We start from the raw sequence: 22,268 nt of genomic DNA on the forward strand, positions 1-22,268 counted from the left end.
AAGGGGCTTAATCTTCTGTGCGGGGTTTGCTAGAATCTAGCCACAATGAAATTAAACGAAAATATCGATAGTCAGGGGATGTGGTTCGACCTGCCGGACCAGATGCAAGAATTAGCAGATACCTATAATGCTTACCCTTATTACTCAGGGGCCTTCAAGTGGAGTGCGCCGGGCTATATGCGTGCAGCGGCTTACCTTTATGGCTGGCAGGCGCCGGCGGTCAAACGTGCGCGCATCTTAGAGTTAGGTTGTGCCTCGGGGGGAAATAGTATTCCTACGGCCTATTTATATCCGGAGGCCGAAATTATTGGCGTGGATATTTCTGCTCAACAGATTAAGGCTGGGCAAGCGTTAATCGACCGTGCCGGGTTACACAATATTGAGCTGCGATTAGCGTGTATCAGCGAAATCAATGAGCAATGGGGCAAGTTTGATTACATTATTGCGCATGGCCTTTGGAGCTGGATCCCGCAAGCAATGCAAACTCATGTTATGCGGGTGGTTGCTGAGAATTTAAAAGAGGATGGACTCGCTTACGTAAGCTTTAATACTTACCCAGGCTGGAAAGGGGCTGAAGTGTTGCGAGATGCGATGAGATGGCACAGCCGACATCTTAGTGATCCGGTTGACAGAGTATCGCGAGCTCGAGAAATGCTGCCTTTCTTCGCTCGTCATCTATGCCGACGCAATCCCCAACGTCAATTGCTTCAAAGCTTAGTACATCGGGTGCCTAGCGGTGACGATCAGGCCTATTACCTCGCTCATGAGTATTTGGAGCTTTACAATAAGCCCACTTACGTGGCTGATTTTGCGACGCAAGCGCAAAGGCATGGTTTATTGCATTTGGGCGACGTGAATCCTGCCACCGACCATGTAGGTACGTATGACTTAGACATAGGCTTGTTATCAATGTTGGCGGCCAGCTCAGATCGTAATGAGCAATTACAGTATTTAGATTTTGCCGTAGGCCGCAGTTTCCGGCAAAGCTTATTGATTCCTCAAGGTACTCACTCACGCCGCTTTTTGCCTGACTGGCAGCGTCTTGCTGAGTTGCAGTTTGCAGGTTGGTTCGAATTCAATACGCAAGCGGATGAGGGTCAACAATGCTATAACACGCTGCATGGCGAGTCCTTGATTTGCCAGCAAGCAGGCATGGCGCTGTTACTAGACTGTTTGCATCAAGCATGGCCCAAGACGGTGTCTGGGACGGACTTAAAACGTTTGGCACAGCGCCATGGTTATGATGGCCAGTCGTTGTTAGAGTCTTTATACATGGACTGGCCAGTCGAGTTGGCACGTAGTTACGACGATTTACCAGCGTGCCTGCAAGACACTTACTCAGGTTTAGTGCCCGGAGTGGTAGATGTCATTGTAGACCGCTGGCATCACGAGACGCCGATTGGTGATTTTAATGCCTGGCATCAAAGTACAGCGGGTGAGTTCAATGCCCAACAATTGCGTTTGTTACAAGACATGGATGAGCGCGCTTCAACTCATTTGATGGCAGGGGGTGAGCGCTGTGGTCAAGAGGAAAAAGCGCTGCAGCAGTTACGTGCTCAATTACGCAAGTACGCGATGTATATCTAAAGGACTTAGGCGGGCAGTTTGATATTTCTGCCTGCCAAGTACCCCATATAGGCTGCTAATACGGCCAAGCCAGCGCAAATCCACAAAGGCCAGTACCAGCTTTGGAGCCTGTCGTGTAGTTGAGCGATAGCGATGGGGCCAGCAGCCGCTAGTAGGTAACCTATGCATTGCGACATACCTGACAAGCTTGCCGCTTGTTCAGGGCGATGCGTGCGCATGCCGATAAAGCTTAAGCCCAGAATAATGCCTGCTCCGGTGCCGATGCCGAATAATACCGACCATAGTGCGGCTAAGTGAGGCAGATAGAGCCAACCTAAAAGTGATAGGGCCGACAATAGTGCCACACTCATGGCAGGCACCCGTTGATCGGGTAAGCGACGTAGTAAAGGACTAAGGGCTACACCTGGGAGGGCGGTCGCCAACTGCATTACGCCGTGCAAAGAACCTGCTTGGCTCGCGCTTAAGCCCTGAGCGCTGAAAATAGCGGGTAGCCACGTGATAGCAATGTAAAAAATGGTCGAGTTCAGGCCTAAAAACAGGGTGATATGCCAAGCGAGGGGATTGCGCCAGGGAAGCGGGCTACTGGTTGCGGAGTGAGACGCCGCACGAGTTACTGGTCGTTGGCAGGCGGGCCACCATAACACGATTGTGCTCAATGGCAGCAATAAGAAAATGAGTAGTGCGGTTTGCCAGCCCCAGTAGGTGGCTAAGGGGACTACCAGTGTAGAGCCTAATGCTGCGGTCAAGCCCATGGTCAACGCATAGGCTCCCGTGATGGTTGTGATGTGCCGCGGGAAATCACGTTTTATGAGGCTAGGGAGCAGTACGTTGCCTGCCGCTATCCCCATACCGATGAGGCTGGTGCCTAAAAAAAGGAATGACGAACCCGGTAGTGAGCGTAACAGTATCCCGCCGGCAATTCCTAGCAGAGCGAGCAGCAGGGTGCGCTCCAAGCCTACCTGTTGGCTTGCCTTAGCACTGATGGGTGAGAGCAAGGCAAAGGCTAACAGCGGTAAAGCGGTTAGGGCGCCGGCAGCACTATTGCTTAAATCATAATCTTGCTGAATGAGGCTGATTAAGGGGGGCAAAGCAGTAATAGGTGCCCGTAGATTCGCCGCGATAAGCAAAATGGCAACGAGCATCAGCAAGCCGCTATTGCAGCGGCTGAGCTGGGGAAGTTTGAACACCGAACGTCTCCTTAGATACGTAGGAAAGTAGAAATAATTATTCTACGTGGCTAGGGTTGTGGTGTAATTAAGCAATAATGACTATTTATCGCTAAATCATGCCAAGTATCGACCTTATCAATACCTTATTGCGTTTTGACCCTGATCAGCATGCACAGCCGGCTATCGCTTTGCATGTTGACGTACAGGCAGGGGCCCAAGAACAAGAGTTGCACACGCACAGAAAAGGCCAGTTAGTACTTGCTTTGCAAGGGGCGGTAATGTGCGAGGTTGAACAGGCTATTTGGTTGGTTCCCACAGGGCACGCTGTGTGGATACCAGGGGGAGTAGTACATCGTAATCGGATTACGGACAATGCACGTTTGTGCTTTCTTTTTATTGAACCTGGTGCCGTGCCGATGCCTGATCAGTGTTGCACCTTGCTGGTTAGTGCTTTAGTGCAGGAGTTGATTTTGCACTTGGCGCAGCAAGCACCTGATTATCTTGAGCACAGTTTAAGTGCGCGCTTAGTTGCTCTACTGTTTGAGCTGCTGGATAAAAACCCCGTAGAGCGGCTGTATCTTCCTATGTCGCAAGAGCCCCGTTTACAAAAAATTACTCGGGCATGGTCTACGCAATTAAGTGAACGGCGTACGTTAGAGCAATGGGCTGATTACTTGGGCATGAGTTCGCGCAGCTTAGCTCGCTTAGTGCGTCAAGAGACGGGATTGAGTTTTGGACGTTGGCAACAGCAATGGCAGTTGATGGTGGCAATGCGTTTGTTGGGTGGTGGCATGGCGGTGCAACTAGTGGCCGCAGAGCTAGGTTATAACTCTGTGACGGCCTTCATTACCATGTTTAAGAAAATTATGGGGCAAGCACCTGCGCGTTACTTTGCCAGCCTAAATACAAAACACCCCCAGTAGCGATGGGGCTACCGGGGAAGGGTTCACTTCACGATTTCGCTCTGCACAACCATGTCTAGCTCGTCCACATAAGCAGCGCTTCCTGCGGGTGCGTTGGCTAAAGGATAACGATTTAAACGAATGATTTGGCGTAAGCCTGGGGTGTGTTCGTACCCTTCAATCTGACCGTAGTAATCTAGCCATGGGCCAGTAGAAGTCTGTAAACCTTGCTCGCTATACACAATCTCCCGGACCCGTAAACATTGCTGCATTGTGCCGCTAGAGGTGGTGCAGTCTACTGTTGCAGGCTCAATCTCTAAAAATACGCGTACAGGCTCCACACCATATTTGGCGGCTAGTGTTTGCTCACCTTGTAAGCGCCATTGCGTGCCGTCCGTAAAGTGTAGTGTTAACACAGGAATCGCATCGGTGGTGTCGCTTTTCAGTAAGCTCCAGCGCTCAATACTGGGTAGCGCTTGGCCCACTTGTTGCTCATAGCGCATGAGTTCAGCATCACCACAGGCTTTCATAGTGCTAATGGGCGAACTAATAGTGATGCGGTCACCGTTAACTTGATAAGCGGCGATTAAATTATTGCACAGGCCTCCGAGCATCATTTGGTCGTCGCTAAAGTTAAGCGTCACCGGACCGCCTTGTGCCGAATGGAAAGCTGATTGGCTTTGACCGTTAGACTGAATGATATTCACTTGGGTCCACTGATAGTTTTCTAGCTCTTGTGCTGGGGACGTAGCATGGCGTGAGTTCGCGCCTGAGGTGCAGGCACTGAGCACACTAATGCTGACGGCACAAAGGGTAAAACTAAGAGCGTGTTTCTTAATCATAGAGCTCTCCTAACGTGAAATGTACTGTACAAGCCACAAAATATACCTGACTAGGTAGGGTGGCGATGTCTTAAATTGTGTCTTGCATAATGACGAAGTACAAGCATTTTGAGTTTATCTTTGCAAAATTTATACTCTGTGCTTTTGATGTGCTTGAGACTTCGCATGTCGCTTTTGGCCTATCAGCCAGGCTAGGCATATACTTATTGCTATCTTGTTGCTGACAGGGCAAGATAATGACTAGTTGTGTCTGTAATGGGTTTGTGTTGGCTTGCAGGCATTAGGTAATTTACATTTAACTACAAAAAGGACTGGCTATCGGCGTTGTTTTACCGTGGCCGCATCTAAGCATGTTTCGACTCTCTACTGTATCTGCTGCGTTTTTGTTGGCATCGATGTGTTCCGTTAGTTGGGCTCAAGTAAAAATAGGGGTGATTACTTCAGCGACAGGTCCTACAGCTGTAGTGGGTGTCCCGCAACGTAATACGGTGCCCCTATTGCCTACTAAAATGGGCGACTTCACGGTTGAATATGTGTCTTTGGATGACGCCAGTGATACCAATCAAACGGTCACGGGTATTAAAAAGCTGATCAGCACTGATAAGGTTGATGCGATTATTGGGCCCACCGGTTCGCCCAACACCATGAGCGTCATCCCCTTTGTGGCTGAGTCAGGGACACCCATGCTAGCGCCAGTCGGTACCGCTTCAGCCGTGTTGCCCATGACGGACGAAAAGAAATGGGTGTTTAAAACGACTCAGAATGACGACATTATTGCTGCAGCGTTGTTTGAGCATATGGCCGCAAATGGCGTTAAAACTTTAGGTTTTTTTGGTTTTAATGATGCCTATGGTGAAAACTGGTTAAGTGTGGCCAAAGAGCAAGCCAAGAAACATAATATCGATATTATTGCCACCGAGCGTTATGTTCGTTCTGACACCTCAGTCACTGGTCAATCCTTGAAGCTTTATGCCGCTAAGCCAGATGCAGTGCTGGTGGCCGGTACCGGTGCGGCGGCCGTGCTGCCACAAGTGACCTTAGTTAAGCAAGGCTATAAGGGGCAAATATATCAAACACATGGTGCGGCATTACCTGCGTTTCTTTCCCTAGGAGGCAAGGACGTCGAAGGGACAATACTAGCTGCTGGAATGATGTTGGTACTGCCTGAGATCGATGATAGCAATCCTTCGAAAGCAATCGCACAAACTTATATTGATCGCTATACAGAAATGTACAATACCGCACCAGCCACTTTTGGGGCTAACGTCTATGATGCGGGCATGCTCTTAGAGCAAGCTATTCCTGTGGCTGCCAAACAGGCCCAGCCAGGTACGCCCGAGTTTCGCTCTGCCTTGCGCGACGCTTTAGAGCAGACCCAGGAGTTGGTGGCAACCCAAGGTGTCTACAATATGAGCCCGGAAGATCATAGCGGTTTTGATGAGCGTGGCCGAGTCATGATAGTGGTGCAAGATGGGCAGTGGCGGCTGTTGAAGTAAAGCAGCACATCTAAAAAAAGGCCTCTTGTGTTGGAACAAGAGGCCTTTTTTATTGGAGTGACCCGTCCTGAATTACGCTTGTAGCGCTTTGATCAGGTAGGGGTCAAGATCTGGCTGGCGTAACAGCCAGTTTTTGTAGTCTTGGGGTACATCCGCGATAGGCATTCCTTTATGCTTGCCAAACCCCATAACGGTGGGGATGCGGGCCAGCTCAGAAAACTGCCATAACTGCTCCCAGGTATGTATATTGCCTAGCTGCGCTAACAGATACTTTAGCAAGCTAAAGCAGTTTTTTACATCGGCCAAGGCCGAGTGAGCTTGTTTAAGTAACTCGCGCGCATGGGCTCGATCGATATGATAGATCAGGGCGGATTGGCTGTAACTGTCTAAGCCGGGCAATAGGCGTCTGGCCATCGCCAGTGTGCAAATACGTTTAATGTCGGGACAGCCTGCGCGGGCCCAATCGTAGTCGATGTTGTGGCCGATTAAGTATTCTGTATCGGCGGGTAGCCTAAACTCTGTGTGGGGTGGGCAATCAATCAGTTCTTCATCGTAAATATGATGGGTCGCCAAAGCGCCTAGGGTAATGGTTTCGTCGGGGCGGTAGCGTTGTTCAAACTCTTGGTCGATAAGCAAAAATACAGGGTCACTCAGTTGTAACCAAGCGGCCTCAATGATTTGCGCATCGGCGGTGCCAGTAGTTTCGGTATCAAAGAGTAAGGCAGGCATAAGATAATAATCAGTAAGACAAAGTAAGGATGGTAGAGCATCCTGGGAAGATTGCCTAATAGTAAACCGCCGTGAGCAATTTTTTTTCTAGCGACAGCCTTGTCCTTGAAGGCCCGTGTATACGTGCTTTACTCAGAAAAGGGGAGTTTTTTCCCCATGCTTACCCACATATTTTGTGGATAAGTTTTGATAGGGGGGCTAGTTAAGTATGGTCTTATCTTGACTGGCGTTATAAATATGACAACAGTTGCGGCCGTTCGCCTTGGCTCTGTATAACGCTTTATCCGCTTTGTGTAAAAGCTTATTGAGTTCACATGTTTTTTGAGCGTGAGCAATTCCAATGCTGGTGGTCAGTTGCAAAACATGGCCGTTCTTTAGCGTAATGGGAGTCTTGGCAATGTGTAAGCGTATGCGCTCAGCGATATTGTTGGCTTGTGTGGGATCACAATCGCTCAAGAGCACGCTGAACTCTTCACCACCCACTCGACCAGCGATGTCTCCATCACGCAGTTCGGCCCGTAATACTTTTGCCACCGTTTGAATAACTAAGTCGCCAGCTGTATGCCCATAGTTATCGTTTACTTGTTTAAAATGGTCGAGGTCCAAAATAAGCATGCAATGAGGGGTGTGAGTCTGGGTATACCAGTCTAGTTGTGTTTGCGCTTGTTGATAGAAGGTTTGCTGGTTCAATAGCCCGGTTAGGCTATCGTGCTCGGCAAGATAGCGTAGTTTGCGCACGGCGTCGTTACGCGACGCGGTGATGCTGGCGGTGACCATAGGGGCTAAGGCAATCGAGAGAATACCAAGATGCAAAGAAATAGACTCATCTTGTGCAAGTAATGAAAGCTCCGAGGGGATGATACCTATTGCTGATAAGCATAAGGTCCATCCTACAAATAATAAGCTAAGCAGACTGGTGCAAAAAAGAGAATAGCTCAGTGCGCACCATAACAAAGGGAGAACAGGAAAGGCGACAGCGCCTGTTCCTCCTAGTGTTAACCCCAGCATCGCGCTACAACATAAGGCCAGAAATGGGGCCCATTGGTAACGATTTAAGCTTTTAAGTTTAAAAAACAGATGTCGGGTGACGTAAGGCGTGAATCGTGGCGCACATAACATGGCGGGTAAAAGGGTAGAGTAAGCCAGTTGCTCAGCGACAAACCAAAGTGAGGCATTATACAAATAACTGTTCCCAAAAATTTGTTGGCTCACTAGGCCGCCAGGAATGGCACTTACTAGCGATGCAAAGGCGGCTATGAGAAATAACTGCAATAGGGAATGAGGCCGGCGTAGGTGTAGATCCAGTTGGATAGTGTTGTGGAGTAGGTAATAGGCTACCGAGATACTTATTACTTGAATACTACTCAAGATCAGAGCAAGTCCGAGTGAGTGCCCGGTTAGTAGTTCAGCGCAAATATGTGCGCTGCAGGCTGTAAGCCACAGAGGCCATAGTCGTGTGTGTTTAGCATGTTTAAGCAGCAAGCCCAAAAGCACGGCATTCGTAGGCCAAAAAATAGCGAGTAAGCCATGATGACGCGAGCTTATCCCCGCCAAACTGAGGCTGAAGATAAGCAAGAATACGAAGCTTAGAAAACGTAGACTGAGTTTTCTTGCGGGAGCATTGCTCTTGCTAGAAGCGGGGGCGTTAACAGAGCGCATAATAGTGTTGCTAAGTAACATATTTCAAAAAATGCCACGACAGTTAAAAGTTGTAATAATTATTGTAAAGGTTGGGGCATCGCTTTTGAGGGCGCTTAGGTCAAGAACAGTGAAGGGCTAATGGCGGCACTTAGTTGTTGCAATGTTGAGCCTTAACGTTGAGAGAAAGAGGGCTTTTCTGTGCAGCATGATAAAAAAAGCCCCAAACACTGGAGTGGTCTCCAATTTCTGGGGCAATTTTTACTAACAGCGCTTTTTACACGCCATTAAGACGGCAGGTATTAGTTAACGCAGGCTGGGCGACGAACATCGACATGATGAATGTCTTGCTCACGAAAGCGTAGACGTAAGTGGGTTGAACCCTGCTTGTTATCGAGCACAGCGTCAGCTGTATAGGTGTTGCAACCATATAAGCCGGAGCTGAAAATAATGGTTCCTGCAATTTTCGGGCCTTCTTTAGGCTGTAAATAGACGGTGTCACCAATTCTAATGTCGGTGCGATTCAGCGGTGCGTGCTCAGGACGCGCAATTAGGTTGGTTGGATAAATGTTTATCATGTTTTTTCCTTTTTTTAATCAGGCCTGCCTATTACACCGTTTTCTTGTTGAAATATGATGACAAGCATGTGCTATGTTGTAGCAGCACATAATGGCAGACCGTAATTCTTATAATAATAAAGGTAGTGTAGGTGCTACCTGAATAGTCTTTTTTATATACTTAGGTGCTAGCCGAGTAACTTTATTTATTATCGTTAGGGCTAGCCAAGTAATCGATTTATAGTAATGTTTTATGTACAAGTACTAATTATGCTTATTTTTTAGCACATTATTATAGTAAATAGCTACTGTCAAAACTACTATGCAATTGGCGTGTGGGTTATTGCCAACCTTCCAATTATCTACATAATTACATGCTCTGTCAAGTGGAAATTTTTGTGGTGTGTTATGAATACTGTTATTGCAGGTTTGCACAGTTACCCCATCAAGTCTTGCGGTGCCTTTGATTACAGCGACAGTTGTGAGCTGAGCTCTGCGGGCTTGCCGTTTGATCGCGAGTGGGTGCTCGTGGATGATCGGGGTACCTTTATGACTCAACGCAAGTGGCCGCGGATGGCGCTGATTTCTCCTCAGCCTACACTGTCTGGTTTATGGTTAAGGGCCCCCGATCAAGAGGACTTATTTCTGAGTACTCAGACCTCCACCGCACAAGATATCCAAGTGTCCGTGAATATATGGTCCAGTGCTTGCTTGGGGCGCGACGAGGGCGAGGTGGCGGCGAGGTGGCTGAGCACTTTTTTAGGAGTGTCATGCCGCTTACTTAGGCGACACACCTATGGGGTGCGCCACCCTGATCCAGATTTGTTACATCGTTGGCAGAGCCGTCATCGTCGAATAGATGCTGAGCATAATTTTGGCTTTGCGGATTCTTTGCCATTTTTATTCACCAACGAAGCTTCCCTGACGCAATTAAACCAACATGTTTTGGCAGAGGGCGACGCTGCGGTTGAGATGGCCCGCTTTAGACCTAATATTGTGCTTTCGGGCCTGCCAGCGTATGCAGAAGACCAGTTGCGTGGCCTATATGTGGGGGAGCAGTACTTCGCAGTACTTAAGCCGTGCACACGATGTCCCTTGCCAAATGTGAATCAGGCGACGGCGCAGGTGGGGAGGCAACCCTTACGCGCGCTAATGACCACGCGAGGTTTTGGGAGCCAGATGCATTTTGGCGTGCAGGCGGTATTGGCCAGTCCGGCGCGGGCACGATTAACGCTAGGCGATTCTGTACGTCCCGACTTTGCTTAGGCGAAAAGGGCTAATGAGGGCGTTGTTTGTCTTGACGGGCGAGTAAGCGGCGCGCTTGTTCTTCATCAATATTCAAACTAGGGTCGTCCAGCGAAGGCTGTACTGGATTGCTGATGTGTTCGGTTAGCCTTGCCCAGCGTAAGCCCAATTTGCTGGGTGGCGTGCTGGCACGCTTGCGACTGCGCTGGGGTGTTTCGCGCTGCTTTGCATCGTAGTGGGTGGAGTCAAAGCTACCCTGAACAATACCAATTTGCCTCAGTAGCATAATGGCTTGCAAGGGGCTTTTGAAGCTTCTTGGGTCTTTGTTACGTGCCGTGACCAAAACAGCCTGGCCGCTACGGGTTGCTATCTGTACAAAGAATCCATTGCCTTGCGCTTTAATGGTTACGCTCAGTATGCCCCCAGCCTGAGTGGCAGCGCGCAGTTGCTGCAGAGTAAATGTTAGCAGTGCGTTAGAACAGGATTGGGCGTGCATAAGTAAAGGTGATTAAAGCAGAATACGTCAGGATAATACCACTAACTGTGGACGTGGCCGGTGCAGGCACATGGGCAGCCAGTAGGGCAGCCATTATGCCAAATTTACGCCCTTTAGGGGAGCTTTATGCTTGGGATTGAGCCTGCCATAGGCGGTAGGCGGGCAATATGTGCTGTTTTAGTAGCGGTGCCAGCTGTAATGACTCGATCTCGTCTAGAGTAACCCATATGGCCTCTGCGAGCTCAGCTTGTGCTTGCGGATGCAGGTCAAGCGTTAATACGAATACATGAGCATGGACTTGGTGGCCAGGTTCATTCGCCGCTTCGCATTCAAAGTACCCTAAGGGCAGGGCGCGTACCGATTCTGCAGCTGAAATGCTGAGCTCTTCTTGCAGCTCCCGCTGGAGTGCTTGTAAGGGGGATTCGTTTGCTTCGAGTTTTCCGCCAGCTTGCATATAAAACCGACTTGCTTGTTTGCGCACCAACAATAGTTGGCCTTGGGAATTAACGATAACGGCAGCAGCAATGATAATGGGTTCTGGCATGGTGGTAGAGCAGGAACTAGTAAGGGCGGCGTGTAAGGTGGGCCTGTTGGCTTGTTTTAAAAGGTAAATGCTAGTGGCAATGCCGGGGATGAGCAGTAGCCACCGATAGACAAGTGGTGGCAAAAGATACCACGATACGGCTAATGAGAGCCAGAGCACCACTAAGGCTCGGCATTTTGCCGCGCGCGGGATGCCTAATCCGTCTTGCCAGTTTTGTAAATAGGGGCCGAGTAACTTGCTGTGGAGTAAGCGTTGGTGTCGCTTCGGAGAACTGCGGGCAAAGCACCATAAGGCAACCAGAGCAAAAGGGGTGGCAGGCAGCAAAGGTAGGAATACACCGGCGATCGCGCATGCCATCGCTAAAGAGCCTAGAACGATATAAAACCTTTGCTTAATTGCCATGGTGTTAGGAGTTATCCTTGGGCAGGCGTCCTAATAGGTAAAATTCGTCGTTGCAACGCATAGACATAAAGTTGGCCATGCGATTGCTTAAGCCAAAAAACGCGCTGATGGCGGCGATGTCCCAGATATCTTCGTCGTTAAAATCATGCTGATACAGTTTAGTAAAATCTTTTTCATTAATTTTGTGCGCTTTGCGTGAGACTTTAAGCGCGAATTTCAGCATGGCTTTCTGACGTTTGGGAATATCGGCTTTGCGATAATTGATAGCCACTTGGTCAGCCACGCGCGCGTCCTTGGCGCGTATACGTAAAATTGCTCCATGGGCAATCACACAATAGTGGCAGCTATTAGCATTGGACGTGGTGACTACGATCATTTCGCGCTCGGCTTTACTCAAGCCACTGGATTTCTCCATTAAGGCGTCGTGGTAAGCAAAAAACGCGCGAAACTCATCGGGTCGGTGGGCGAGGCTGAGAAATACGTTGGGGATAAACCCCGACTTTTCTTGTACGCTCTCGATGCGTTGGCGTAGATCTTCGGGCAAGCTACTTAAGGCTGGAATAGGGTAGCGGCTAATGGCGGGCGCGTGGCGCTGGGGCTCTTTAGACATGTTCAGGTCTCCTTTATTTAATTGTGGTCTACGCAGCATAAACCAGTGTGGGGAATCTGACTATCTGGCTTGGAATGCAGTTAGAGGGTGTATTGCTTGCGGTGCGGCTATATAATGGTCTATTGATATTTTTGCACACCCATTTACAGACTCCATAATGACAAGCATTCTTGAATCCATTCCGGTCGATAAAAAAGTCGGTATTGCCTTCTCCGGTGGGCTAGATACTAGCGCAGCCATATTGTGGATGCGTAACAAGGGCTCTATTCCTTATGCCTATACGGCAAACTTAGGCCAGCCTGATGAGCCTGATTACGATGCCATTCCACGTAAAGCTTTAGAATACGGAGCCGAAAAAGCGCGTCTTATCGATTGCCGTCAGCAACTTGTGGCAGAAGGTATTGCTGCCTTACAGTGCAGTGCGTTCCATATTTCTACCGCGGGTATCACGTATTTCAATACAACGCCTATTGGTCGTGCCGTAACAGGCACGATGCTGGTAGCCGCCATGAAAGAAGATGAGGTTCATATCTGGGGTGATGGCAGCACTTATAAGGGCAATGATATTGAGCGTTTTTATCGATACGGCCTGCTGACTAACCCCGCCCTGCAAATTTATAAGCCTTGGCTGGATCAAACCTTTATTGATGAGTTGGGTGGGCGTTCTGAAATGTCCGAGTACATGCAAGAGCATGGCTTTGACTATAAAATGTCAGCTGAAAAGGCGTATTCCACCGACTCGAACATGCTCGGTGCAACGCACGAAGCTAAAGACCTTGAATACTTGAACGCAGGTTTACGGATTGTGCAGCCTATTATGGGTGTCGCTTTCTGGCGTGATGATGTACAGGTTCAGGCAGAAGAGGTACGGGTACGTTTTGAGGAAGGTCAGCCCGTTGCTTTAAACGGCGTTGAATACAGTGATTCTGTCGAACTGATGCTGGAGGCCAACCGTATCGGTGGCCGTCATGGTCTAGGCATGAGCGACCAGATTGAAAACCGTATTATTGAAGCAAAAAGCCGTGGTATTTACGAAGCCCCCGGAATGGCGTTGTTGCACATCGCTTACGAACGCCTGGTAACTGGCATTCATAACGAAGATACGATTGAGCAGTATCGTATTAATGGCCTGCGTTTGGGGCGCTTGTTGTACCAAGGCCGCTGGTTCGACCCACAATCGATTATGCTGCGTGAAACAGCACAGCGTTGGGTCGCCCGCGCGATTACCGGTGAAGTGACGCTAGAGCTGCGCCGTGGTAATGACTACACTGTTTTGGATACCACTTCGCCTAATTTGACTTACCAACCAGAGCGCTTGAGCATGGAGAAAGTCGAAAGTAGTTTCTCGCCGCGTGACCGTATTGGGCAGCTCACTATGCGTAACCTCGATATCGTTGATACGCGTGAAAAGCTGTTTACCTATACCAAAGCAGGTTTGCTTTCAGCAGCGGGTGGCGCAGCAGTGCCCCAATTGAGCTCCGAGAAAAAAGCAAAGTAAGTTATTGCTAGTAGCCCATAAAAAAGCCAGTTCAAATGAACTGGCTTTTTTGCTGTGTCGTCGATGCTTAGTTGATTTCGTCGTCTAAGCGGCCTAGTAGCAGGAACTCCATTAATGCTTTTTGCAAGTGTAGGCGGTTCTCCGCTTCGTCCCACACTACGCTTTGTGGCCCGTCGATGACAGCACCACTGACTTCTTCGCCGCGGTGCGCGGGTAGGCAGTGCATGAAAATAGCATCGGGCTGCGCCATCTGCATCATTTCTTCGTCAACGCACCAGTCGGCAAAAGCCTTACGACGTTCTTCATTTTCGTCTTCGTAGCCCATGCTTGTCCATACGTCGGTCGTGACTAAGTGCGCACCTTTACAAGCTTGTAGGGGGTCGTCGAATTCGCGTAAAACAGACGCTGGCGGCTGACCCGTGCGCGCAGGGTCTAGCTTATATCCTGTGGGGGCAGATACATGCAGCGTAAAGCCCATGATTTCAGCAGCCTGCAACCATGTGTAAGCCATGTTGTTGGCGTCGCCGATCCAAGCGATTGTTTTACCTTGGATGTCCCCACGGTGTTCAATAAAGGTGAGAATATCAGCCAAAATTTGGCAGGGATGGAACTCGTTAGTAAGGCCGTTGATAACAGGCACCCGCGAGTGAGAGGCAAAGCGCTCAATTCGAGTTTGCTCGAAGGTGCGAATCATGACGAGGTCTACCATGCGGGAAATTACCCGTGCGGTATCTTCAATGGGTTCTGAGCGACCCAGTTGCGAGTCGTTGGTGGTTAAGTGTATGACTGAGCCACCTAACTGATACATGCCCGCTTCAAAGGATACGCGTGTGCGGGTGCTGGCTTTTTCAAAGACCATCGCGAGGGTGCGATCATGTAAGGTATGGTGCGCTTGATAGCGTTTGAACTTGTCCTTGATGAGTAGAGCACGTTTGAGCACGTACTTGATCTCGTCATGTGATAAGTCACGAAATTGCAGAAAATGCCGTAGTGGCCCTGCTTGCACCGTAGCGTCCATACAAAATCCAAGCGAATAAAAGAAACAATAGTACCTTGTCTAATGGAGAAGAGCAAAAAAATACGTGTTTGATCCGTCGTCAAGAGTTTTAATTTGGACCCATTCTGGCATATTAAGCCTCACGATCGGATACAATGCGCCACAGGGGAAATAATGGTGCATCAAGCACTCGATTCGTCCTTGGATATTTATGACAGAGTCTGTAAAGCAATTAGTAATACACGGCACTACCGTACAAGGTCAACGTTTTCGGCCTAGTGATTGGGCAGAAAGGTTGGCTGGCGTTATGTCGCAGTTCCGGCCAGCGGGATCCCTAGGGGGGCCTTTGACGTACTCGCCTTATGTAGTGCCACGCCTGATTGATGGTGTGCGTTGCGTAGTGGTGGATGCCCGGTTACGCGACTTAGAACCTTTGGCTTGGAAGTTTGTGTGCGGCTTTGCCCGCGACAATAACCTGGTCATGAGTGGAATGGATCCGGATAGCTCTACCGGACCGTAGTTTACAAGCCTTTAGCGGCTTTATATTGTAGGGATAGGGGTGAGGCAGCGCCCCGAGCTATGAACGCTAAGCAGGTTGCTCAGAGCTAGCTCTAACATCGTTGTTCGAGTCTCTTGGGTGGCGCTGGCAATATGCGGTGTTAGCACTACTTGGTCTAGCTCGCGCAATGCGGCGGGCACTCCCGGTTCATCTGCATACACGTCCAGACCAGCAGCTCCTAGGCTACCATTTTGTAGCGCGGAGATTAATGCATCTTGATCAACTACGCTCCCCCTGGCGATATTAATCAACACCCCTTGTGGTCCCAGCGCTTTGAGTATGGAGTGGTCGATTAAGTGGCGCGTTGACTCCCCGCCTACCGTAGCGATCAATAAAATATCCGCCCACTGTGCTAGCTCAAGCAAGGTCTCAGCGTAAGTCCACGCGACATCAGGGCGTTGGTGACGATTATGGTAGCGAATTTGCATGGAAAAGCCTTGACCGCGTTGCGCGATAGCATCCCCAATTCTGCCTAGACCAACGATGCCTAGTTTTTTACCGCTGACTCGATTACTTAAGGGAAAGGTATGATGAGCCGTCCACGCATTCTGACGCACAAAACGATCTGCTTGTGGAATTTTGCGTATGGTGCTGATAAGTAGGCCCCATGCTAAATCTGCTACGCAGTCGTTGAGCACGTCGGGCGTATTGCTGACTAGTATGTTTTTTTGTTGTGCGTAGCTAACGTCTATGGCATCGTACCCTACACCTGCGCTGCAAATGGCTTTAAGGGCCGGCAAGCGATCAATGAGAGCAGCAGGGGTGGGTGTGGTAGCCGAGGTGAGTATGAGCTCGACCCGAGGGGCTAGAGCGCTTAGTTCTGCACTGCTAAGAGCATTGGGAAGTAATATGCGCTCGTAAGACTGATCTAAGGTCTCGAGCAAAGGGTGTTCAGCCACGGGGATGAGCTGTAAAAGTATAGCTTTAGACATAGTGCTTAAAATAAAAGCGGTAAAGCTATAAACATACCATGCTTCAACTGGTACGCGGCTGTTGTGCTTAACAGGCATAAAAAAAGGGTGCTCAGCACCCTTTTTTGTCACTGGTTTTTTAGGCCAGGGCCGATTAAACCATTAAAGCCTGCTTGCTATTAGGCAATAGCCTGAATGGCAGCAGAGAGGCGGCTTTTGTGACGAGCGGCCTTGTTTTTGTGGATAATGTTTTTATCGGCAACGCGATCGATAATGCTGGTCGTTTTACGGAATACTTCGTTTGCAGCAGCTTTATCGCCGGCTTCAATGGCTTGGCGTACGCGCTTGATGGAAGTACGCAGCATGGAACGAATGCTAGCGTTGTGTTGATTGCGTGCTACGGCTTGGCGTGCGCGCTTACGAGCTTGTGGAGAATTAGCCATATTGTTTCGATTCGGTTTAAGGTTTATTCGGCAAAGACAATGATATTAGACTACTTGGCTGCTCTTGTAAAGTATGAAGGCCTAAAGCCTAGTGCAAATAGCACACCAAAATAGCTAATGCCACATATTACCAATACTGCAACGAGGTAGGCTATGCGCAACATGGGCTGTGTTCCCAGCCCAGTCCAGTCTATATAGCGCTGTGCGCACAGCAATATGGTCGCTAAGGCAGTCAGCGCAGGTATGAGTTTGAGCATGAACATCCCCCAACCCGTACTGCTTTGATAGATGCCACGCTTAATAAGCAAATATAACAGGCTAAGCGCATTCAGGCTGGCGCCCAAACCTATTGAGAGGGCAAGACCGGCGTGTGCTAGCCACGGTACTAAAATAAGGTTCATCAGTTGCGTAAATAGCAGCACCACTATAGCTATTTTGACGGGGGTGCGTATATCTTGGCGTGCATAAAAACCTGGTGCCAAAATTTTTACGGCTAATAGGCCCAATAAGCCGGCTGAGTAGGCGCAGACTGCAAGTTGCGTTTGGTAGACATCTTGCGCATTAAAAGCACCGTAATGAAATAAAGAGGCTACTAAACCATCCGAAAGGAGTGCTAGGCCTAAGGCCGCGGGCAGACCAAGGAGTAGAACTAGTCGTAAGCCCCAATCAATGAGTGCGCTGTAATGGTGCTGTTCTTGTTGTGCGTGGGCGGCAGATAGCTTGGGTAGTAGTACCGTGCCAATGGCCACGCCAAGCAAGGCGGTGGGGAATTCCATGAGCCGATCAGCAAACGATAGCCAGGTAACGCTACCGGCCTGTAACCAGGTAGCAATATTGGTGTTAATAAGCAAAGAAATTTGCGCTACCGAGACCCCTAATATGGCCGGTAGCATTTGTCGCATTACACGTCTAACTGTCGCATCTTGCCAAGCGGCACGTAGTTGAAAGGAATACCTAGGCAGTAGGCCTAGTCGTGCCAAGGAGAACCATTGTACGGCCAGTTGTGCAACGCCGCCTATCATGACTCCCACTGCGAGGGCGTAGATAGGTGTACTAGTCCAAGAGACTAAAAACAAGCTGGCGCCTATCATGGATAGGTTGAGCAAGATGGGGGTAAAGGCTGGGACCGCGAAGCGACTCCAGGTATTGAGTACGCCGGAAGCAAAGGCCACCAACGACATGCACAGAATGTAAGGAAACATCGTGCGTGTCATCCAGACAGCGGCTTCAAATTCGGACTGGCGTTCGGCGCTACGTAAACCACTCGCCATCATACTAACGACAAAAGGCGCACCCACTATGCCAATGAGGGTGACCAGCATTAATACGGCGGTCAAAAGCAGGGCGACTCGATCAAGTAGCCGCTGTACCTCTTGGTCAGTGCCTTGGCGCCTTACTTGGCCTAGTATCGGGACAAAGGCCTGTGAAAAAGCCCCTTCAGCAAATAAGCGACGGAGCAAGTTAGGGATGCGAAACGCGACCCAAAAAGCATCGGTAAGAGGCCCCGCGCCAAAAGCGCGGGCAATCAATATATCGCGGGCCAGGCCTGTAATGCGAGAGAGCAGCGTAAAGCTGCTGACCGTGGCCGCTGAGCGGAATAAACCCATGTAAATAAAACTATTATTTTGGTGCCATGCGTATCGCGCCGTCTAGACGTATGGTTTCACCATTCAGCATATCGTTGGTGATAATGCTGTGTACGAGTTTGGCGAAGTCTTCGGGACGGCCCAAGCGAGAGGGGAAAGGTACGCTTGCTGCTAGTGAATCCTGCACTTCTTGGGGCATGCCAAACAGCATGGGAGTACCAAAAATACCGGGTGCGATGGTGAGGCAGCGTATGCCTGTACGGGATAAGTCTCGGGCCATAGGTAGGGTTAAGCCTGCAACGCCTGCTTTGGAGGCTCCGTAGGCAGCTTGTCCGATTTGACCATCAAAGGCGGCAACCGAGGCGGTGTTAATGAGAACGCCGCGCTCCCCTGTGCTTTCAGGGGTGTTGTCTGACATAGCAGCTGCTGCTAAACGACACATGTTAAATGTGCCAATAAGATTGATTTTAACGACTTTCTCAAAGAGGGCTAAGTCGTGGGGGCCATCGCGACCGACCGTGCGAGCTGCGGGAGCGACTCCAGCACAGTTAATAAGCCCAAATAAAGGTGTACTGCTTTTAAGGGCGGCGGCAATGACGGCCTGACCATCTTGCTCGGAGGTTACATCACAATGCACGTAGGTTTGGCCGAGCTCTTGAGCAAGAGCATTGCCCGCATCATCTTGTAAGTCAGCAATAATGACTTGTGCGCCGTGCTCGGTAAGCATGCGTGCAGTGCCGGCGCCTAAACCAGAAGCGCCACCTGTAACGATAAACGTTTTATTTGCGATATCCATATTACTTGTCTCCTAAAGTGCTCCCCAGCCTTGCATTAGGGCCAGGGAGTATGGTTTATTTTTGCAGCGCAGCAAAAATCTGCTGAGTGATAGCTTCCACCGAACCTACGCCAGAAATTTTCCGGTAGGCAGGCGCTGCGGGATCGCCTGTGGCTGCCCACTGTGAGTAGTAGTCAACCAAAGGACGGGTTTGATCGCGATAAACCGCCAAGCGGTTGCGCACGGTTTCTTCTTTGTCATCGTCGCGCTGTACTAAGGGCTCACCCGTGACATCATCAAGCCCGGCAACTTTGGGTGGGTTAAATGTGATGTGATAAGTGCGACCACTAGCTGGGTGTACGCGACGTCCACTGGCACGTTCAATAATGTCTTCTTCGGGGACAACGAGCTCAACCACGTAGTCCAGTTTGACCTGAGCGTTTTTAAGCGCCTCGGCTTGCGGAATAGTGCGCGGAAAGCCATCGAATAAATAGCCATGCTCACAGTCGTCAGCTTTTAACCTGTCCTCGACTAAGCCTATGATCAAGTCGTCGGAGACTAGACCGCCTGCATCCATGGTTTGTTTGGCTTGAATGCCAAGTGGTGTTTGGGCTTTCACGGCAGCACGCAGCATATCACCAGTAGAAATTTGCGGAATCGCAAATTTTTCGATGATGTGCGCAGCTTGGGTGCCTTTGCCCGCACCGGGGGGGCCTAGCAGTATCAGTCGCATGAGTTCCTCCAGGGAGTGCTTACTCTGTATCCAGGTTACAGCGTTATGGCGCTGCAGCATTTTTATACACGCCAGCATACAGAGTATTCAAACAAAAGGTCTTTTATAACCGATTTGTGTAGGCAGCGCGTACCCTTTTTAAGTCTTCTTCGGTGTCGACACCCGCAGCAGGAGCGTGCGAAATCACGTGAACCATAATTCTGGCGCCATTTTCTAAGGCGCGCAGTTGTTCGAGGGCTTCAAATTTTTCCAGTGGGCCTTGGGCTAAAGTGGTAAAGCGCTGCAAGAACCTGTGACGATAGGCGTACAAACCAATATGGTGCAATGCGGGAAGTCCGGGGGCTAAAACGGGCTCGCCCGAGGCCAAGGCATCCCGCGCCCAAGGCATGGGGGAGCGTGAAAAATACAGGGCTTGCCCATTCAGTGCGCATACGACCTTGACGACATTAGGATTAAAGAGCGCCTCGCTGTTGGCGATGGGGTAAGCCAGTGTCGCGATGTCTGCCTCGGGATGTTGGGCCAGAAGCTGAGCCGCAGCATTGATAAGCTCGGGATCGATCAGAGGTTCGTCGCCTTGGACATTGACAATGATTTCGTCGTCCGCTAAACCTAGCTGTTGGGCAGCTTCGGCGAGTCTATCTGTGCCTGTGGGGTGGGCGCTATCAGTCAGTAAGGCAGAGATCTGATGTGTCGCTGCCGCCGCTAATACGGCCCGGGAATCGGTGGCGATATATACATTGCGCGCCTGAGACTGTAGGGCTTGTAAGGCGCAGCGTATTACCATCGGTTTGCCCGCGATGTCGGCCAAGGGTTTATTGGGCAGGCGTGTGGAGGCCATGCGCGCCGGAATAATGACGGTGAAACTCATGCAGCTTAGAGGTCGTCGTTCAATTTACGGGCATCGTCCACAAGCATAGTAGGAATGCCGTCAACGATAGGAAAGGCGAGTTGGTCATGCTTGCAGAGTAGTTCCTGCTTGTCTTTATCGTGGCGTAAGGGGCCCTTGCACAAAGGGCACACAAGTACTTCAAGTAAACGGTTTTCCATAAGAGCTCCAAGGTGAAATTAAGGCGCACGCTGCGTGAGAGCGTTGTGGTGCTGTTGTGTTGAGTGGGCTAGGTCATCCAGCCAATTAGGGTGAGAAAACATAGCCTGAGCTTCCACCACATAGATTCGAGGATCGCGCCCCGCTTTGTATTTTACGGCGTCTTTGCGTGTAATGAGGATGTAGTCGCTGTGTAAACCGACGAAACTGCTGTGATCGATGGCCGCGTGGTCGGCCAAGGCGCGAGTTTGAGTCAGGGTTAAGCCTGCTTGACGCAACATAGTAAAAAAACGTTGCGGCTGGCCAATCGCCGCGACTGCTGAGATCGACTTTCCTTGGCAAAAAGTCTGCCATTGCCCCCAATCGAACTGCTGCTCCCCGTGTAGAGAATGAACTTGGTAAGGCCTTAAGTACATGCGCAGATTGCGATCAGCTTGCTGGGGGTGCGGAGTATCAGGTTGTTGATCGTTGGGGTTAATGTGGGTAATTAACCAGTCTACCTTGCTCAGCGCGCTTGCCTGATCACGTAGGGGGCCTGCGGGCAATAGCCAGCCATTGCCCACTCCACGATGATCTTGAACCGCTATTTCTATATCACGTGCCAGGGCCAGATGTTGCATGCCGTCGTCGGCAATAATGACGTTAACGTCTGGGTACTGTTCGAGCAGGGCTTGGGCGGCTAGCGCGCGTTGCGGGTGGACGCAGATGGGTGCCCCCGTTGCTTGTGTCAGTAAAGCGGGCTCGTCGCCGATTTGTTGCGCATCAGCGTGGCCGCGAGCTAGTCTGGGGACGTGGTCGGAAATGTGTACGCCATACCCACGGCTAATCAGGCCTGGTGTCCAGCCTTTGCTTTGTAAGTGACGGGTGACGGCCACAACTACCGGTGTTTTTCCGGTTCCGCCCACCACAATATTCCCCACGACAATGACCGGGCATGGACTGCGGTAGACGAGGTTTGAGGAAGTGGTAAAACGGGCGCGCTTACGTTGCACTATATAACGTGTAACAAGGCTGAGCGGATAGAGGAATACGCTAAGCGGATTGCGGGTTTGCCAGACTTGGTGCGCCCAGCGTGACAGGGTAGCAGCGAGGCTCATGGTTGCGAGCGAGTGGCAAAACTGATGTCGGCCACCCCCGCTTGGCGGGCAGCATCCATAAGACGGATAACCGCACCATGTGGTGCATAGTCATCTGCTAGCAGTAACATAGCTGCCGCCTCTTGCTGAGCGAGCTGTGCAGTGAGGATCTGTTTTAGTTGCTGGTATTCGGTATGGGGTAACCATGTTTCTCCAATGGCATAGTTGCCTTGTTGATCAATGGCGATGAGGAGTTCGTGCTTGGTAGCCATACCGCTTTGCGCCTGAGGAAGCTGTACGTTAATGTGCGTGGTTTGTACAAAGCTGCTAGAGGCTGCTAAAAAAATGAGCACCACCAGTAACACGTCAATCAGAGGAATAAGATTGAGTTCAAGCTGATCGGGGTCAGAGCGACGACGAAAACGCAT

At 50.2% G+C, this 22,268-nt stretch carries 24 protein-coding genes; 6 read left to right on the forward strand and 18 right to left on the reverse strand.

Features of this window, described 5'->3' with window-relative positions; all coding sequences use genetic code 11:
• Positions 1 to 45 precede the first annotated feature (45 nt).
• Positions 46 to 1,587, forward strand: coding sequence for a class I SAM-dependent methyltransferase (locus OSH01_RS06030; RefSeq protein ID WP_266123171.1), 1,542 nt, complete (start codon positions 46 to 48; stop codon positions 1,585 to 1,587).
• A gap of 5 nt (positions 1,588 to 1,592) precedes the next feature.
• Here OSH01_RS06030 and OSH01_RS06035 read toward each other — a convergent pair whose 3' ends face one another.
• Complete coding sequence (locus OSH01_RS06035; RefSeq protein WP_266123172.1) at positions 1,593 to 2,774, reverse strand: MFS transporter; 1,182 nt, start codon at positions 2,772 to 2,774, stop codon at positions 1,593 to 1,595.
• A gap of 98 nt (positions 2,775 to 2,872) precedes the next feature.
• On the opposite strand from OSH01_RS06035, the gene OSH01_RS06040 reads away from it, so the two are divergent.
• Positions 2,873 to 3,679: an AraC family transcriptional regulator gene (locus tag OSH01_RS06040; protein WP_266123173.1), complete on the forward strand. Its 807-nt coding sequence runs from the start codon at positions 2,873 to 2,875 to the stop codon at positions 3,677 to 3,679.
• Positions 3,680 to 3,702: 23 nt separating this feature from the next.
• On the opposite strand, the gene OSH01_RS06045 is transcribed toward OSH01_RS06040, so the two are convergent.
• Positions 3,703 to 4,500 carry an META and DUF4377 domain-containing protein gene (locus OSH01_RS06045; RefSeq protein WP_266123174.1) on the reverse strand — a complete coding sequence of 266 codons (798 nt, stop codon included), beginning with the start codon at positions 4,498 to 4,500 and terminating at the stop codon, positions 3,703 to 3,705.
• 350 nt (positions 4,501 to 4,850) lie between these two features.
• Between OSH01_RS06045 and OSH01_RS06050 the strand changes: the two genes are divergently transcribed.
• Positions 4,851 to 5,996: an ABC transporter substrate-binding protein gene (locus OSH01_RS06050; protein ID WP_266123175.1), complete on the forward strand. Its 1,146-nt coding sequence runs from the start codon at positions 4,851 to 4,853 to the stop codon at positions 5,994 to 5,996.
• Positions 5,997 to 6,068: 72 nt separating this feature from the next.
• Here the strand turns inward: OSH01_RS06050 and OSH01_RS06055 are convergent, their stop codons facing one another.
• The 3 genes from OSH01_RS06055 to OSH01_RS06065 all read right to left on the reverse strand — a co-directional run bounded on the left by OSH01_RS06055 (position 6,069) and on the right by OSH01_RS06065 (position 8,941).
• Positions 6,069 to 6,725 carry a 3'-5' exonuclease gene (locus OSH01_RS06055; RefSeq protein ID WP_266123176.1) on the reverse strand — a complete coding sequence of 219 codons (657 nt, stop codon included), beginning with the start codon at positions 6,723 to 6,725 and terminating at the stop codon, positions 6,069 to 6,071.
• A 198-nt stretch (positions 6,726 to 6,923) separates the two neighbouring features.
• Entirely contained in the window at positions 6,924 to 8,093 is a 1,170-nt protein-coding gene (locus OSH01_RS06060; protein WP_266123177.1) for a GGDEF domain-containing protein, read from the reverse strand.
• A 572-nt stretch (positions 8,094 to 8,665) separates the two neighbouring features.
• Positions 8,666 to 8,941: a hypothetical protein gene (locus OSH01_RS06065; RefSeq protein ID WP_266123178.1), complete on the reverse strand. Its 276-nt coding sequence runs from the start codon at positions 8,939 to 8,941 to the stop codon at positions 8,666 to 8,668.
• A gap of 387 nt (positions 8,942 to 9,328) precedes the next feature.
• On the opposite strand from OSH01_RS06065, the gene OSH01_RS06070 reads away from it, so the two are divergent.
• Positions 9,329 to 10,186, forward strand: a complete 858-nt coding sequence (locus OSH01_RS06070) for an MOSC domain-containing protein (RefSeq protein ID WP_266123179.1) — start codon at positions 9,329 to 9,331, stop codon at positions 10,184 to 10,186.
• Positions 10,187 to 10,196: 10 nt separating this feature from the next.
• Here the strand turns inward: OSH01_RS06070 and OSH01_RS06075 are convergent, their stop codons facing one another.
• The 3 genes from OSH01_RS06075 to OSH01_RS06085 all read right to left on the reverse strand — a co-directional run bounded on the left by OSH01_RS06075 (position 10,197) and on the right by OSH01_RS06085 (position 12,217).
• Complete coding sequence (locus OSH01_RS06075) at positions 10,197 to 10,661, reverse strand: hypothetical protein (RefSeq protein WP_266123180.1); 465 nt, start codon at positions 10,659 to 10,661, stop codon at positions 10,197 to 10,199.
• Positions 10,662 to 10,785: 124 nt separating this feature from the next.
• Complete coding sequence (locus OSH01_RS06080) at positions 10,786 to 11,607, reverse strand: DUF454 family protein (protein WP_266123181.1); 822 nt, start codon at positions 11,605 to 11,607, stop codon at positions 10,786 to 10,788.
• Between the two features lie 4 nt (positions 11,608 to 11,611).
• The gene (locus OSH01_RS06085) at positions 11,612 to 12,217 is read right to left on the reverse strand and encodes a peroxidase-related enzyme (protein ID WP_266123182.1); all 606 of its coding nucleotides are present in this window, start codon (positions 12,215 to 12,217) and stop codon (positions 11,612 to 11,614) included.
• Between the two features lie 157 nt (positions 12,218 to 12,374).
• Here OSH01_RS06085 and argG point away from each other — a divergent pair, with 157 nt between their 5' ends.
• The gene (gene argG, locus OSH01_RS06090) at positions 12,375 to 13,715 is read left to right on the forward strand and encodes an argininosuccinate synthase (RefSeq protein WP_266123183.1); all 1,341 of its coding nucleotides are present in this window, start codon (positions 12,375 to 12,377) and stop codon (positions 13,713 to 13,715) included.
• A 67-nt stretch (positions 13,716 to 13,782) separates the two neighbouring features.
• Here the strand turns inward: argG and argF are convergent, their stop codons facing one another.
• A complete protein-coding gene (gene argF, locus OSH01_RS06095; RefSeq protein WP_266123184.1) occupies positions 13,783 to 14,733 on the reverse strand; it encodes an ornithine carbamoyltransferase in 951 nt (316 codons plus the stop codon).
• A 190-nt stretch (positions 14,734 to 14,923) separates the two neighbouring features.
• Between argF and OSH01_RS06100 the strand changes: the two genes are divergently transcribed.
• On the forward strand, positions 14,924 to 15,232 hold the full coding sequence (locus OSH01_RS06100) for a DUF3579 domain-containing protein (protein ID WP_266123185.1): 309 nt from the start codon (positions 14,924 to 14,926) through the stop codon (positions 15,230 to 15,232).
• Positions 15,233 to 15,252: 20 nt separating this feature from the next.
• On the opposite strand, the gene OSH01_RS06105 is transcribed toward OSH01_RS06100, so the two are convergent.
• The 9 genes from OSH01_RS06105 to OSH01_RS06145 form a co-directional block, all read right to left on the reverse strand.
• Positions 15,253 to 16,203 carry a 2-hydroxyacid dehydrogenase gene (locus OSH01_RS06105; protein WP_266123186.1) on the reverse strand — a complete coding sequence of 317 codons (951 nt, stop codon included), beginning with the start codon at positions 16,201 to 16,203 and terminating at the stop codon, positions 15,253 to 15,255.
• Positions 16,204 to 16,361: 158 nt separating this feature from the next.
• Complete coding sequence (gene rpsT / locus OSH01_RS06110; protein WP_266123187.1) at positions 16,362 to 16,625, reverse strand: 30S ribosomal protein S20; 264 nt, start codon at positions 16,623 to 16,625, stop codon at positions 16,362 to 16,364.
• A 50-nt stretch (positions 16,626 to 16,675) separates the two neighbouring features.
• Positions 16,676 to 18,232: a murein biosynthesis integral membrane protein MurJ gene (murJ, locus tag OSH01_RS06115; RefSeq protein WP_266123188.1), complete on the reverse strand. Its 1,557-nt coding sequence runs from the start codon at positions 18,230 to 18,232 to the stop codon at positions 16,676 to 16,678.
• 13 nt (positions 18,233 to 18,245) lie between these two features.
• Positions 18,246 to 19,007 carry a 3-hydroxyacyl-CoA dehydrogenase gene (locus OSH01_RS06120; RefSeq protein WP_266123189.1) on the reverse strand — a complete coding sequence of 254 codons (762 nt, stop codon included), beginning with the start codon at positions 19,005 to 19,007 and terminating at the stop codon, positions 18,246 to 18,248.
• Between the two features lie 55 nt (positions 19,008 to 19,062).
• Positions 19,063 to 19,719, reverse strand: coding sequence for an adenylate kinase (gene adk / locus OSH01_RS06125; protein ID WP_266123190.1), 657 nt, complete (start codon positions 19,717 to 19,719; stop codon positions 19,063 to 19,065).
• A 103-nt stretch (positions 19,720 to 19,822) separates the two neighbouring features.
• Entirely contained in the window at positions 19,823 to 20,587 is a 765-nt protein-coding gene (gene kdsB / locus OSH01_RS06130) for a 3-deoxy-manno-octulosonate cytidylyltransferase (RefSeq protein WP_266123191.1), read from the reverse strand.
• A gap of 5 nt (positions 20,588 to 20,592) precedes the next feature.
• A complete protein-coding gene (locus OSH01_RS06135) occupies positions 20,593 to 20,766 on the reverse strand; it encodes a Trm112 family protein (RefSeq protein ID WP_266123192.1) in 174 nt (57 codons plus the stop codon).
• An 18-nt stretch (positions 20,767 to 20,784) separates the two neighbouring features.
• Positions 20,785 to 21,861, reverse strand: coding sequence for a tetraacyldisaccharide 4'-kinase (lpxK, locus tag OSH01_RS06140; RefSeq protein WP_266123193.1), 1,077 nt, complete (start codon positions 21,859 to 21,861; stop codon positions 20,785 to 20,787).
• Positions 21,858 to 22,268 carry an ExbD/TolR family protein gene (locus OSH01_RS06145; RefSeq protein ID WP_266123194.1) on the reverse strand — a complete coding sequence of 137 codons (411 nt, stop codon included), beginning with the start codon at positions 22,266 to 22,268 and terminating at the stop codon, positions 21,858 to 21,860. The genes lpxK and OSH01_RS06145 overlap by 4 nt, the downstream gene beginning before the upstream one ends.

Origin of the sequence: Alcaligenes endophyticus (genome assembly GCF_026344035.1) — a bacterium.
Classification (GTDB): domain Bacteria; phylum Pseudomonadota; class Gammaproteobacteria; order Burkholderiales; family Burkholderiaceae_B; genus Alcaligenes; species Alcaligenes endophyticus.

Excerpts from the sequence above, each read along its gene's own strand:
- OSH01_RS06030 (WP_266123171.1), top strand. The coding sequence starts at position 46 with ATGAAATTAAACGAAAATATCGATAGTCAGGGGATGTGGTTCGACCTG.
- OSH01_RS06040 (WP_266123173.1), top strand. The coding sequence starts at position 2,873 with ATGCCAAGTATCGACCTTATCAATACCTTATTGCGTTTTGACCCTGAT.
- OSH01_RS06045 (WP_266123174.1), bottom strand. The coding sequence starts at position 4,500 with ATGATTAAGAAACACGCTCTTAGTTTTACCCTTTGTGCCGTCAGCATT.
- OSH01_RS06050 (WP_266123175.1), top strand. The coding sequence starts at position 4,851 with ATGTTTCGACTCTCTACTGTATCTGCTGCGTTTTTGTTGGCATCGATG.
- OSH01_RS06055 (WP_266123176.1), bottom strand. The coding sequence starts at position 6,725 with ATGCCTGCCTTACTCTTTGATACCGAAACTACTGGCACCGCCGATGCG.
- OSH01_RS06065 (WP_266123178.1), bottom strand. The coding sequence starts at position 8,941 with ATGATAAACATTTATCCAACCAACCTAATTGCGCGTCCTGAGCACGCA.
- OSH01_RS06070 (WP_266123179.1), top strand. The coding sequence starts at position 9,329 with ATGAATACTGTTATTGCAGGTTTGCACAGTTACCCCATCAAGTCTTGC.
- OSH01_RS06075 (WP_266123180.1), bottom strand. The coding sequence starts at position 10,661 with ATGCACGCCCAATCCTGTTCTAACGCACTGCTAACATTTACTCTGCAG.
- OSH01_RS06080 (WP_266123181.1), bottom strand. The coding sequence starts at position 11,607 with ATGGCAATTAAGCAAAGGTTTTATATCGTTCTAGGCTCTTTAGCGATG.
- OSH01_RS06085 (WP_266123182.1), bottom strand. The coding sequence starts at position 12,217 with ATGTCTAAAGAGCCCCAGCGCCACGCGCCCGCCATTAGCCGCTACCCT.
- argG (WP_266123183.1), top strand. The coding sequence starts at position 12,375 with ATGACAAGCATTCTTGAATCCATTCCGGTCGATAAAAAAGTCGGTATT.
- argF (WP_266123184.1), bottom strand. The coding sequence starts at position 14,733 with ATGGACGCTACGGTGCAAGCAGGGCCACTACGGCATTTTCTGCAATTT.
- OSH01_RS06100 (WP_266123185.1), top strand. The coding sequence starts at position 14,924 with ATGACAGAGTCTGTAAAGCAATTAGTAATACACGGCACTACCGTACAA.
- OSH01_RS06105 (WP_266123186.1), bottom strand. The coding sequence starts at position 16,203 with ATGTCTAAAGCTATACTTTTACAGCTCATCCCCGTGGCTGAACACCCT.
- rpsT (WP_266123187.1), bottom strand. The coding sequence starts at position 16,625 with ATGGCTAATTCTCCACAAGCTCGTAAGCGCGCACGCCAAGCCGTAGCA.
- murJ (WP_266123188.1), bottom strand. The coding sequence starts at position 18,232 with ATGGGTTTATTCCGCTCAGCGGCCACGGTCAGCAGCTTTACGCTGCTC.
- OSH01_RS06120 (WP_266123189.1), bottom strand. The coding sequence starts at position 19,007 with ATGGATATCGCAAATAAAACGTTTATCGTTACAGGTGGCGCTTCTGGT.
- adk (WP_266123190.1), bottom strand. The coding sequence starts at position 19,719 with ATGCGACTGATACTGCTAGGCCCCCCCGGTGCGGGCAAAGGCACCCAA.
- kdsB (WP_266123191.1), bottom strand. The coding sequence starts at position 20,587 with ATGAGTTTCACCGTCATTATTCCGGCGCGCATGGCCTCCACACGCCTG.
- OSH01_RS06135 (WP_266123192.1), bottom strand. The coding sequence starts at position 20,766 with ATGGAAAACCGTTTACTTGAAGTACTTGTGTGCCCTTTGTGCAAGGGC.
- lpxK (WP_266123193.1), bottom strand. The coding sequence starts at position 21,861 with ATGAGCCTCGCTGCTACCCTGTCACGCTGGGCGCACCAAGTCTGGCAA.
- OSH01_RS06145 (WP_266123194.1), bottom strand. The coding sequence starts at position 22,268 with ATGCGTTTTCGTCGTCGCTCTGACCCCGATCAGCTTGAACTCAATCTT.